Source organism: Streptomyces sp. NPDC107528 (genome assembly GCF_055639295.1).
The window spans coordinates 354072-367175 of sequence record NZ_JBVKAV010000012.1; the positions used below are offsets into that span (position 1 = coordinate 354072).

Annotated in this window: 8 protein-coding genes; all 8 read left to right on the top strand. The window is 70.8% G+C overall.

Features of this window, described 5'->3' with window-relative positions; translation table 11 throughout:
• Positions 1-7: 7 nt before the first annotated feature.
• Genes ACZ7L5_RS34950 through ACZ7L5_RS34985 form a run of 8 tightly spaced genes read left to right on the top strand, consistent with a single transcriptional unit; the run spans position 8 to position 13047 of the window.
• Complete coding sequence (locus ACZ7L5_RS34950) at positions 8-898, top strand: Pvc16 family protein (protein ID WP_471521985.1); 891 nt, start codon at positions 8-10, stop codon at positions 896-898.
• Between the two features lie 33 nt (positions 899-931).
• Positions 932-2929 (top strand): ATP-binding protein, encoded by a 1998-nt coding sequence (locus ACZ7L5_RS34955; protein WP_471521986.1) that lies wholly within the window; start codon positions 932-934, stop codon positions 2927-2929.
• Positions 2920-3219, top strand: a complete 300-nt coding sequence (locus ACZ7L5_RS34960; protein WP_471521988.1) for a hypothetical protein — start codon at positions 2920-2922, stop codon at positions 3217-3219. The genes ACZ7L5_RS34955 and ACZ7L5_RS34960 overlap by 10 nt, the downstream gene beginning before the upstream one ends.
• Positions 3216-10109: an eCIS core domain-containing protein gene (locus tag ACZ7L5_RS34965; protein ID WP_471521990.1), complete on the top strand. Its 6894-nt coding sequence runs from the start codon at positions 3216-3218 to the stop codon at positions 10107-10109. The genes ACZ7L5_RS34960 and ACZ7L5_RS34965 overlap by 4 nt, the downstream gene beginning before the upstream one ends.
• A complete protein-coding gene (locus tag ACZ7L5_RS34970) occupies positions 10106-10807 on the top strand; it encodes a hypothetical protein (RefSeq protein ID WP_471521992.1) in 702 nt (233 codons plus the stop codon). The genes ACZ7L5_RS34965 and ACZ7L5_RS34970 overlap by 4 nt, the downstream gene beginning before the upstream one ends.
• Positions 10804-11520 (top strand): hypothetical protein, encoded by a 717-nt coding sequence (locus ACZ7L5_RS34975; protein WP_471521994.1) that lies wholly within the window; start codon positions 10804-10806, stop codon positions 11518-11520. Before ACZ7L5_RS34970 ends, ACZ7L5_RS34975 begins: the two co-directional genes overlap by 4 nt.
• An 11-nt stretch (positions 11521-11531) precedes the next feature.
• Positions 11532-11915 carry a hypothetical protein gene (locus ACZ7L5_RS34980; protein ID WP_471521996.1) on the top strand — a complete coding sequence of 128 codons (384 nt, stop codon included), beginning with the start codon at positions 11532-11534 and terminating at the stop codon, positions 11913-11915.
• Entirely contained in the window at positions 11908-13047 is a 1140-nt protein-coding gene (locus ACZ7L5_RS34985; protein ID WP_328883346.1) for a hypothetical protein, read from the top strand. Before ACZ7L5_RS34980 ends, ACZ7L5_RS34985 begins: the two co-directional genes overlap by 8 nt.
• Positions 13048-13104 lie beyond the last annotated feature (57 nt).

Here is a 13104-nt window from a genome sequence, read left to right on the forward strand (position 1 = left end):
CGACTTCATGAGCAACGCACTCGCCATCGCCCATGTCACCCAGGCCCTGTCCCTGCTGCTCGCGTCCCATGTGGGCGTGGAGTTCGACGAGGCCGTGAAGGTCGAGCCGCGCAAGCCGCCGGCGGAGGCGCCGGACCACCCGACCATCAACGTGTTCCTCTACCAGGTCACCCCCAACACGTCGATGCGCAACAACGACCTGCCGACCCGGGCCTCCGACGGCACGCTCGTGAAGCGGCCGGCCGCCGCGCTGGACCTGCACTACCTCATCACCGCATACGGCGACGAGACGACCCTGGTCGGGCAGCGGCTGATCGGCTCCGTGGTGCGGACCCTGCACGAGATACCGATCCTGCCGAAGGACGTCATCGAGGAGACCGGTCACCTTCCGCACCTGGTGGGCAGCGACCTCGCAGAGGCGGCCCAGCGAGTGCGGTTCACACCCACGGTGATGGACATCGACGAGACGTCGAAGCTGTGGGGGATGCTCCACCAGACGCCGTACTCCCTGTCGGTCGTCTACCAGGCGGCCCTGGTCCTCATCGACGGACGGGAGACGCCGGTGCCGGCGAAGCCGGTGGAGCGGACGGGCGTACGGGTGCTGCCGTTCGGGGCGCCGGGTGCGCCGGTCCCGCCGGGGGTGGAGCCGAAGGCCGGGCCGGCCACCGCCGCCGCACCGTCAACTGATGGTGAAGCGGGAGCCGTTGAGGAGAAGGCGACTCATTCCGGGCCGGTCACTGCTGCTGCTTCCGAGCCGGTCAGCGGTGCTGGCGGTGCTGCCAGGAAGACCACGAAGGCCCCGGCCAAGACCGTCGCCAAGGCTCCGGCACGGGCCCGCAAGACCGCCCGGGCGAGCAAGCCGCCGCAGCCGGAGCCCCGGAAGGGCACGGAGGACTGACAAGAGATGGGGACGACGGGGGCAGGTGAGCACATGGGGACGAACGAGGCGGGCACGGCGGCTGCTTCGGGCATCGCGGGCGCGGAAGGCGGACCCGACGTGGGCGCGAAGCTGATCGAGGAGATCAGGCGTGTCCTGTCCCGGATCGACGCCCACGCCGCCGGCACCGGACAGGAGCCGGACGCGGACGCCACCCCGGCGACGAGCCCGGCCCCCCTGGCCGCCCCCGGCACCGCCCCCCTCGACGCCCTCCTCACCTGCTTCGGTCTCACCACCTTCGAACGCGACCTGATCCTCCTCGCCGCCGCCGACGAACTGGACCCCACGACCGCCGCCCGCTGCGCCGCGGCCTGCGGCGACCCGCAGCGGGCGTACCCCACCTTCTCGCTCGCCCTGGCCGCCCTCGCCGAACCGCACTGGAGCGCCCTCACGCCCGTCGCGCCGCTGCGGCGGTGGCGGATCGTCGAGCTCGACGACGAGTCCCGGCTGACGACCTCCCGGCTACGGCTCGACGAGCGCATCCTGCACTTCCTGCTGGGCTCGCCCTACCTCGACGCCCGCCTGCACGGCCGCCTGCGCCGCACCCCGACGCCGGAACAGCTGCCGCCGTCGTACGACGGCGCCGCGAGCCGGGTCGCCGAGGGCTGGACGACGGGCGCGAGCCCCGACGCGCCGCTGCTCGTCGAGGTGACCGGCGGTGATCTGCGCAGCCGTGCCGACATCGCCGCCGCGGCGGCCGCCCGGTCCGGGCTCGGGCTGTACGCGATGGGCGCCGAGGACATCCCGGCCGACCCCGCCGAGCGCGACGGGCTCGCCCGGCTCTGGCAGCGCGAGGCGATCCTGCTGCCCTCCGCGCTGCTCGTCGAGGTCGGCGAGCTGGACCGCGACCAGCGGGCGGCGACCGAGGCGTTCCTGGCCGGAGCCGCCGTACCGGTCGTCGTCTCCAGCGAGGACCCCCTGCGCACGGACCGTCCGCACGGCGCACGGGTGGCGGTGCCCCGCCTCGACGACGACGAGCAGACCGAACTCTGGGCCCAGGCGTTCCACCCCGTCGCCGACCTCGACGACGGCGAACTGCGTTCCCTGGTCGCCCAGTTCCAGCTGCCCCCGCACGTCATCCGGTCCGCCGCCGCGACCGTACGCCGCCGTCTCCCCTACGAGGACACCCTCGACGCCGCCGAACTCGCCTGGCGGGCGGGCATGGAGGAGGCCCGGATCGGCATGGACGAGCTGGGTCGCCGGATCGAGCCGGGGGCGGGCTGGGGCGACCTGGTCCTGCACGATCGGCAGACGGGCGTGCTGCGCGAGATCGTCGCGCATGTACGGCAACGCCCCACCGTCCACCAGGAGTGGGGCTTCGCGGGTACCCTGCGCCGCGGCCTCGGCGTCACGGCGATGTTCGCGGGCGGCTCCGGCACGGGCAAGACGCTGGCCGCCGAGGTGATGGCGAAGGAACTCGGCCTCGACCTGTTCATCGTCGACCTCTCCCAGGTGGTCAGCAAGTACATCGGCGAGACCGAGAAGAACCTCCGCCGCGTCTTCGACGCCGCCGAACGCGGCGGCGCGCTGCTGCTGTTCGACGAGGCCGACGCCCTGTTCGGCAAGCGCAGCGAGGTCAAGGACAGCCACGACCGGTACGCCAACCTGGAGGTCAGCTACCTGCTGATGCGGATGGAGGCCTACCGCGGCCTCGCCATCCTCACCACCAACATGAAGAAGGCCCTCGACACCGCCTTCCTGCGCCGCATCCGCTTCGTCGTCGACTTCCCCTTCCCGGCCGAGCACGAGCGCGCCGAGATCTGGCGCCGTGTGCTCCCGTCCCGGGCCCCGGTCAAGGACATCGACCCCGGGCTCCTCGCCCAACTCACCGTCGCGGGCGGCTCGATCCGCAACATCGCGCTGTCCGGCGCCTTCCTCGCGGCCGAGGAGGGCGACCGCCTGCAGATGCGGCACATGCTGGCGGCGGCTCGCACGGAGTACCAGAAGCTGGAGCGGTCGCTGACCCCGGGGGAGGTGCGGGGATGGGTGTGAACGGCAACGCTCTGAGCGAGGCTCCCCGCGAGATCCGGGTCGAGATCGGCGAACTCGCCCTCACCGGCTTCCGCGCGGACCCGGCCCGCGTCTCCACGGCCTTCGAACAGGAGCTGACCCGTCTGATCCAGGCCCACGGGGTCCCCCTGGCGGCGGACGGTGCGCTGGCCGTCGACGCCCTCGCCGGCCTGCCGCCCCTTCCGGCGGGACTGTCCGCCCGCCGCCTCGGCCAGGAACTCGCCCGCGCGGTGCACGAAGGCCTCAGCGGCCACGGGGAGGTGACCCGGTGACCTCCCCGTCCCAGGACGCCCATGCCGAGCAGGCCGCCGAACAGCGCCGCCGCAAGCGCAAGGAGCGCGCCGCCAAGTCCCGTACGCCCGAGCCGAAGGACATCGTCAGCGGCGCCGGGCAGCCTCTCGACCCCGGTGTACGGCGGGAGTTGGAGGAACGGCTCGGCCATGACCTGAGCCGCGTGCGGCTGCACACCGGCCGTGACGCCGGGCAACTGACCGAGTTGCTCGGCGCGGACGCGGTGGCCGTGGGCCAGGACGTCTTCTTCCGCGAGGGCGCCTTCAAGCCGGGCACGGACGAGGGGCGCCGCCTTCTCGCCCACGAGCTCCTGCACACCGTGCAGAACCCGCACGGTCTCGGGGCGCTGCGTGCGGGACGGGAGTTGGGGGCGGTGAGTCTGCCGCAGCAGGCCATCGAGCGGGAGGCGGAGGCGGCGGCGCGGGACCTCGTGGAGCAGCCGGAGCCGGCGGCCGCCGAGCAGGTGGACGTCGAGCAGGGGCAGGCCACGCCCGGTTGGCTGAGGTACGCCACGGTCGATGCCGACCAGCGCCGTATGGAGCAACTGGATCCGGCGACCGTCGTCGACCGCATGGCCAACACGCTCCTGCGCTCCCTGCGCGGGGACCCTGAGGACCGGTCCGGGCGGGTCCGGCTCCAGTTGGCACGGATGGCGCCCCAGGTGCAGGACATCGTGCTCGACCGGCTGGAACTGCGGCTGCCCACACCGGTGATCGACCGGCTGGTGGTGGCTGTCGAGGAGACGGAGCAGGCCGGGCCACTGCCGTCGGATGCCGCCACGGCCCCGCTGGCCGTGCCGGGTGCCGTCGAGGAGGTCGAGGAGGAGCGGGAGCGGGCCTCGGCCGAGGAACGGCAGGAGGGGGACGAGCGTGCGGGCGCCCCCGGGTCGGGGCGCGGCCGACAGGAGGACGACGGCCGGCCGGCTCCCGGCGGCCGGCAGAACCAGGACGACGGCGCGTCCGGCGACCGGCAGGACCGGGACGCCAAGGACAAGAACGGTGACACGGAGGGCGCGGCGTCCGGCCGGCAAGACGCTGCCGGGGGCCGGGAGGAGTCGGCCGGGCGGCAGCAGGAACGCTCCCAGGACCGCCTGCAGGAGCGGAACACCGCCGGCCAGGGCGCCCAGAAGGACACCGACGACGAACGCAAGGACGCGGCGGACAACCGCAAGGAGCAGAAGCAGCAGGACCAGCGTGACCAGGAGCAGGCGCAGGAGGAAACCGACGGGGCTCGGGACGAGGCCGCGCCGGAACCGGAGAAGCAGGCCGGTGAGCAGGAGGAACGGCAGGCCGCCGCCCCGCAACAGTCCGCAGCCCCGGCAGCGGTGGACCGCAGCGGAACCGAGCCGGGCGAGAGACCACGCACCGCCGGCGACGCCCGGGCGGCCCGCACGACGGGGGACCCGGAGAACGAACAGGACGCCGACGACGAGCCGTTGGGGCTGGAGGCGGAGCCTGCGGAGGGCGACGTCGAGTCGGACGCCGACGAGGACACCGGCGACGGTCGCGCGGCCGACGCGGACACCGCGCCCTCGGGCGAGGACACGGCGGTCGACCCCCGGCTGTTCCAGCGGCGCAAGCGGGGAGCGCCCCGCGCCCCGGCTCTCACCTTCTCCGACGGCCCATCTCCCGAGGACGAGGCCCAGGACACGGCAGAACCAGGGACCGCCCCGGACAGCGGCGAGCGCACGGACGAGGACGACGCCGAGGACCGGGCCGTCCAGGAGCTCATGGACGGCATGTCCGCGGACCAGGGCTCCGCCTCGGGCGGGGACGCGCCGGCCGGATTCGGTCTGTCCCCGGGAGCCGCAGCGGTAGGGACGTCGACGTCGGTCACGGGGACGGACGCGGACAAGGCGCGCATGGACGAGCGCCGGCAGGATGCTGAAGCCGCGCGGCGCGACGAGGAGGCACGCGCCGCCGACGGCGCCGGACAGGACGCTGTGCCCGCTCCCGGTGAGGCGGCCGGGCCCGACCAGTTGGCCAAGGCGGACGAGGACGCCCGTACGCAGACGGCGGGTTCGCCCTCCGGGGCCCAGGGGGCGTCGGACGGCGCAAGCGCAGGCGCGGGCGCGGGTAAGACGGGAGCCGAAGCGGCCACCTCGGCCCGAAGCGGGACGCAGACGGCCGAAGGCGGCGGGAAGGACCAGGGCGGCCAGGCCGGCAAGGGCGCGGACCGGGCCGGGAACGCAGACGGCCAGGCAGGCAATGCGTCCGGCCAGGCAGAGAATGCGTCCGGTCAGGACGGGAAAGGCGCGGACCAGGGCAAGGACAGCACACAGCCCGCTCCGAACACGCCCTCCGCAGGCGACCAGGACGTCACCGAAGGCAACGGCAACGCCACCTCCCCCGGCCCCGTCACCGGCCCCGACAAGGTCTCCACGCCAGGACCTGTCGCCGCGCCGAGACTGGCTCCGGGCAACGGTCCTTCCCCCATGGCCGCCGGACCGGAGGCGAGGACCAACGCCCCGAAGGCCACCGAAGCCCCGGCATCCGGCGGTGGCACTGCAAGCTCGACCGGCTCACGTACCAGGCCCACGGGCAGCAAGCGGCAGGCGGCACGGCAGGCCGCCAAGACCGCCCGCAAGAGCGGCGGGGGCGGCGGCCGTACGGCTTCCGCACCCGCACCCGTTCGGTCCGGTGGCCGCGGTGCCGGCGGCCGCACCGCACCCGCCGGCGGTGCGAAGCCGAAGAAGGAGGCCCCGGCCCCGGACGTCTCCAACGCCACACCCGAGTCGGGCCTGGCCACGGCCGGCTCGCTGAAGCCCCACCAGGCCCTGGAGACCCTCAAGGGCGTCGACTCCGCCGTCGGCCGTTCCGTCGACAAGGAGCGCACCGCGCTGCGCAAGGCGCCGCCGACCACGCAACGGCCGTCCGGGTCACCGCGCACCGTCCCCGGCGGCCCGACCCCGGCGGCCCCCGGCACCTACACCAACGCGAAGGTCGCCCGCACCGAGGCCGCAGCGGGCAGGACACCCGAGATCACCGGCGAGCAGAAGCCGGAAGGCGAGGTGCCGGGCGCGAACGTCCCGGAGCCGAGCTGGTGGGACATCGCCCTCACCATCGGCGCCCAGCTGTTCGGCAAGCTGCTCAAGGAGATCCTGCCGCTCGACGACCTGATCGACTCCATCCTCGGCCTTCCGACCAAGGACGACGGCCTCCGGAACACCCGCGTGGGCGACGCCCCGCGGCTACCGCTGGAGAACGACTCCGATCCGCAGCGCACGGACGAACAGGGCCAGAAGCTCGACGAGCGGAAGAACGAGCTGCACCAGTCGGGCCGCGCCGACGCCGGGCTGCCGATGGGTGAGGACCAGCTCTATCCGGACGTCCCCAAGGAGACCCTGACCGGCAAGGTCGCAGGCGGGAAGGGCGGGGCGAAGGCGAGCGGCCCGCGCTCCGTGTCCGGCGGCGTGCCCATCGAGTCCGCCTCCGCCGTGGCCGAACACGACCGCGGCCCCCAGATCCAGGCAGGCTTCGCCCAGGGCCGGCAACAGATGGGCCAGGAACGCCAGGCCAAGGACAAGAAGTCCACGGACGACCGCAGGCAGTACGACGAGGACCTCAGGCGCGAGGTCGATGCCAGCGGCAAGAAGCAGGCCGACGCCCGTGACAAGGGCCGCTCCGACATCTCCGACTCCCGCGACCAGTGGCGCAAGGAGCAGGACGACAAGGTCTCGGAGATCGACGGCAAGAAGGGCAAGAAGTACGACCAGGTCCGCAAGGACATCACGAAGAAGGAAGAAGACACCGACAAGGACGTCGACAAGCGCACCGAGGACGACAACAAGAAGATCGAGACGGAACAGACCAACGCAGAGCAGGACGCGGAGAAGAAGCAGAACGAGGGCAAGGACGACGCCGACAACTGGCTCGAAGAGGCCATCGAGAAGCTGAAGGAGTTCTTCGAGGGCCTCAAGAACGCGATCAAGGGCATCTTCGAGAAGGCCCGGCAGGTCGTCACCGACGTCATCGACAAGTTCAAGCAGCAGGTCTTCAAGCTCATCGACGACGCCCGCAACTGGGTCATCGATCAGATCAACACCTTCGCCGACGCCCTGATCGCCCTCGGCGACGAACTTCTCGCCGACTACCCGGCGATGCGCGACAAGTGGCGCCGGACCATCGACGGTGCGCGCGACTGGGCCGTACAGAAGGTCAACGAGTTCGCCGACGCCCTCAAGGAGGTCGCCGGGAAGCTGCTCGACGGGCTGTGCGGGGCGCTGCTCGCCGGCCTCGACGTCCTGGAGACCGGGCTGCTGGCGGCCGTCGACGTCGCCGAGTCCGTCACCGTCGGCGCGCTGGAGTTCGGTGCCGCCGCCGTCGCTGCCCTGGGCGAGTGGGCGGCCATCTTCAACGACATCGTCTCCGACCCCGGCGACTGGATCAGCAAGGCGGGCGCCGCCGCCGAGACCGGCGCCAAGGAACATCTCTTCAACGAGGTCAAGACCGCGGTCAGAGCCTGGTTCAACCAGAAGATCCAGGAGATCATCGGTATCCCGATGGAGGACTTCCAGGCGCTGCTCGACGGCGGCGTCACGGTGGACCAGATGGCCCAGATGGCGTGGGACGAGGCACTGCCCCAACTCCCCGTCATCATCGGAGTGATGGTCGTCGAGAAGGTCGTCGCCAAGCTCATTCCCGGCGCCGGCTGGGTCATGGCGATCATCGACGCCCTGCAGACCGCCTGGGGCGCCCTGAGCGAGATCCTCGCCGCGTTCGGCCTCTTCATGGACTTCCTCAAGTCCGTCAAGAGCGGAAACGGCGCGCTGCCGTTCGCGAAGGCGGTCGCGGCCGGTGTCGTGGCGCTGCTGGAGCTGGTCTACACGTTCCTGATCGAGGGCGTCGGCCGGTTCATGGGCAAGGTCGCGGACCGGCTCGGCGACATGCTGAAGAAGATCCGCACGAAGAAGGACAAGCCGGGGGAGCCGGACGCGCCGGGGCAGCCGCCCGCGCCGAACAAGCCGAAGGACACGAGACCGAAGGACGACGACCGCAGGGACGACGAGCCCTCCACCCCGGACAGGCAGGACGACCGCCCGGCCCCGCGCAAGCCCTCACCCGACAAGACCTCCCGCCCACCGTCCAAGCCCCGCCCCGGCAAGCGCTCTTCCCCGGAGAAGAAGCCACGCCCCTCACAGACCACTCGCCCGAAGAAGCGCCGCGACGAGGACGAGCGCCGGGAGGAGGGACGAGAGGTGAACGCGGCCAGGAAGCGGGCGCGGGATGCTGAACGCAGGACGCGCGACAAGGACCGCGACGACGCCACGGCTCGCCCCGCACGCAGGGGCCCGGCCCGGGACACGCTGCGCAAGGACGACCGCAACCGCGACCGGGACGGCGATCCCAGGAACAAGCGCCCCGATGACCACCGCACGGACGATCGCCGTCGCGCCGACGGCAAGGACCGGGACCGTGACAAGGGCCACGACCGCGACCGTCGTCCCGACGGCCGGCCCCGCCGCATGCGCCGTGCTCGTCAGACCGTCAAGTCGGCGGCGAACCGGGCGCGTCGAGCTGCCCGCAAGCTCTACGGCAAGGCCCGCCGTCGACTCGGTAGCCGCCTGAACGACCGGTTGCGGCGTCTGCGGGACCGGTGGCGCAGGCGCAGGGACCGGATGCGCGACGGCCGGGGGCGCCGTCCGGCCCGGGACCGTCGCCGGGACCGGCGCGACGACACCAAGGAACCGGTGGACCTGCCGCAGGTGCGGTACGCCGACGCCGACGACGGTGAGCGGCACACGCTGCGCTTCCACGGCCGGGGCCCGCGCGCACCCCTGTACATCCACAGCACGCCGAAGGAAGTGCCGCCGTTCATGGCGGAGTGGCGCAAGGACCTTCAGAAGCCGGAAGCCGAGAAGGACAGGGTGAAGCAGCAGGAATACGTGGACTCGGCCGAGAACGAATACCAAGAGGCGCTGAAGATCCAGGCGCGGATCCCGGCGGAGACCGACAAGAAGAAGCGGGAACGGGAGGTCGACAAGAACAAGCGGGATCTGGCGCGGCAGCTGAAGCAGTTCGCCAACCAGGCCCGCAACCGGCTCTACTTCGACATCCCCGAGGAACAACTCCAGACCTTTGCCGACCTTTCGCTCGGCCCCAAGCAGCGGCGATCGGACGAGGCCCATGAGTCCAAATTCATCGGCACGCCATCGAAGACGGTCTTCGGGGGCGGCGGGCAGGACGCCAACAAGGCCGCCTGGGGACAGCCGCCCGGCTGGCTCGATGTGGTGAACCGAGGGCTGAGCGAAGGATCTCGCTGGGTCCGTATGCATCTGCTGCCCGAGCGGATCGGCGGTCAGGCCACCGGGAACAACCTGGTGCCGGCACGCGGTCCGGAGACGAACATCAAAGCCCGGGAGGAAATCGAGGATCAGGCGTACAAGGCGATCGGGGACTCGGAAACCCTCATCTGGTATCACTCCGGCGCTGAGTTCAACCACGCTGACTGGCCTCATCTCCCGAGCCACATCTATGCGAAATTCGGCGGTTACGAAAAGGTCGGCGGAACCGGCAAGAGCCCGGACGACTGGCGGGAGAAGGGCCTGACGAAGCCCTGGTCCCAGAACCCCGATCCGATTGCCGCGAACGAGAAGACCCGCCTGTCCATCAACGTCGTCGGCGGCCCCACCGTCCAGGTCAGGCTGCTCGGGGGCAAGCACCCGCGCCTCGCGGAGCACTTCGTCAAGGCCCGCACCAAGTTGCTGGGATCGGGCGGCAAGCTGACGAAGGCAGGCGGCGGGCGTGAGCTGAGGAAGATGGTGAAGGACTACGCCAAGGGAACCAATATCTCTCTGGAGGGTCTGGACCTCATGGTGGCCAACTACGAAAAGTTGATGGACGAGAGCGAAGTGAGCTGGACGGTGTCATGACGGCGAACAATGAGGAAGAATTCCGGTACCCCTTTGAAGAGCGCTGCGCCAAGCTCCTCCGCGAGATCAGGGAGACCGCCGAATTCGATGTGCACCTGGCGCAGTTCGGCGAGATCGTCTCCCTGTTCGACGTCGCCGAGACGGTCTTCGAGGAACTCGCGGAGGAAGACGACCTGCCGCTGAGCCGCCGAATCCAGGAGTACTTCTTCCGCTACGGCGCGGTCGAGGCGGCCTGGCGGTCCCGGCGGCCTGACACGGCACTTGTCGGCGAGTTCAAGCTCCACCACATCATGAGCGCGGTCGGCAATATGCGGATGACGAGGTACTGGAAGGGTGAGGACGACGAGGAGCGAGCCCTCTACCAAGACCTCCGCATCATCGACGACACCCCCCAGACCGGCTCCGGCCGTATGTCCCTGCTGCGCGCCACCCCGGGTGCCACCGACCCCGAGGTCTGGTTCTTCGACATGCGTCAGGGCGCCATGCCCATGGAACTGGACTACCCAGCCTATGTGGAGACCTTGATGGTCACCAAGGGCGTGATCGGCTGGCAGTACCTGTACTGCGAGCCGGATCTGTGCGGTGAGGGCTTCTTCCCGCTGGAGGACGGCCTGAAGGAAATGCTCGACGTCTTCCCCCGCCTCTTCCCCTCCCACGACTACACGGACCTGCGGACCCGACTCGAGGAACGCCTGTGACCCGCTACGCCGACATCCCCAAACCCATCCGCTCCGGCATCGTCGTAGTCAACCCCGACACCGGCACCCCCCAGCGGATCATCGTCCTGCAGTTCAACCCGGACACCCTGGAGCGCAGCGTCTCCCCCCAGTCCGCCGGGGACAGCGGCGACAGCGGCAGTGGTGGTGCCGGGAGTGGGGACCGCAACGAGGCGCTCCGGCTCAAGGGCCCCGCCCAGGAGACCTGGAAGTTCACCGCCGAGATCGACGCCACCGACCAGTTCGAGATCGCGGCGCCCGACGGCATCCACCCGCAGCTCGCCACGCTCGAAATGCTGGTGCAGCCCACCACCGCCCAACTGCGCGCAGCGATGAAGCTGTCCCAGAAGGGTGCCATCGAGATCAGCCCGATCGAGATGCCGCTCACCCTGTTCACCTGGGGGAGCAAGAGGGTGATGCCGGTCCGGCTCACCGAGCTGTCCGTCAATGAGTCCGCTTTCGACGTGAACCTCAACCCCATTCGCGCCTCCCTCAGCATCGGAATGAAGATCCTCACCGTCAGCGACCTCCCCGCCGGCCACCGAGGCGCCGACCTGTACATGGCCCACCTCGCGCAGAAGGAGCGGCTCGCCGCAGCCGCACGCGGCGGCAGCCTCGGCTCGATGGGGCTCGGCGGAGGCGGAGGCGTGATGGGCACCGGAATCGGAACCAACGCCGCGTTCGGAAGGGGCTGAGGAGGACAACCATGGCCGAGATCGAACCGTACGAGAACGCCCTGGACGCCATACCGGGCGCACATCCCTATCCACGCACCAGCCGCTACCACGACGCCGAGATCGGCATCCACCGTCGTCCCGACGGCACCGAAGTCCGTTACACCAAGCGCCGCTTGCTGCCCCAGCTGGACCCGGCCCCGGACAGTGACCTGACCCAGCCCCACACCGTCGGCGCAGGCGAACGTCCTGACCTGCTCGCCCAGCACTACTTCGGTGACGTCGGCCAGTGGTGGCAGATCGCCGACGCCAACCCCGTACTGGATCCACGCGAGTTGACCGACGAGGCCGGGCGCGTCATCGACATCCCGCTGGCCGGTGGGTTCCCCGGCGGCAGGGGAGACCGGCGTGTTTGATCTGCCCGTGGGGCAGGGCCCCGTTCACATCACGCTCCTCATGGGGCCTAAGCTCGCCCGGCCCGTCCCGGCCGAGGTGACCGAGGCGCTGCTCTCCGCGCAGATCACCGCCACGGCGGGGGAGCGCAGCGGTTTTCAGATCGCCTTCGACCTCACCAAGAACGGGATCATCAGCCGACGGCTGCTGCCCGAGGGGTTCTTCGATCCCAAGACCCGGATCATTGTCACCGTCAGCGTCAAGGGCACCCCGGACGTCCTCTTCGACGGGCTCGTCGTCCGCCACGAGGTCGGCGCCAGCAACCAGCCCGGTCACTCCACCCTCACCGTCACCGGGGAGGATCTGACGCTGCTCATGGACCTGGAGGAGCGCACCGCCCGGTATCCGAATCTCCCGCCGTCCGAGCGCGTGCTGAACATCCTGCGCCGCTACTCCGACTACGGCATCCGGCCCGACGTCTACACCGAGAAGGTCGCCCAGCCCCCGCACCAGGACCTCCGCGTGCATTACCAGACCGGCACCGACCTCCAGTACGTCACCGAGCTGGCCCGTGCCAATGGGTACACCTTCTACCTGGAGCCCGGCCCCAACCCCGGCCAGTCCTCGGCCCGTTGGGGGCCGGAAGTCCGCCTCGGCATCCGTCAGCACGCCCTGAACGTCAACATGGACGCCAACTCGACCGTCGACCAGCTGACGTTCGCGTACGACGGAACGGCCCGGGAAGAGCCGCAGGCCCGCTGGCAGAACCCCGAGACCCGGCAGTCCGCCCTGCTTCCGCAGCCGTCGATCAGCCCGCTGCGCCCGCCCCTGGGCAAGCGGCCCACCCCGGCCCTCAAGCGCAGGACGCTCTCCGGCACCGCCAAGCAGCAGCGCGAGCAGGCCGAGGCCGAACTCCTCGCCCGCGCCGCCGTGTCCGCCGATGTCGTCTCCGGCTCCGGCTCGCTCGACGTCAACCGGCACGGCTACATCCTCCAGCCCCGCCAGCTCGTCGGCGTACGTGGTGCGGGACGGGCGTACGACGGCGACTACTACGTCAAGTCCGTGACGCACAACCTGCGTCCGGGCTCGTACCAGCAGAACTTCACCCTCTCCAGAGAGGGACTCGAAGCTCGCAGCGACTACGTCCGACCGTAGGCCGCACACACCGGACCGACCGAACACACCCCACACGCCCACCCGCATCCACACAAC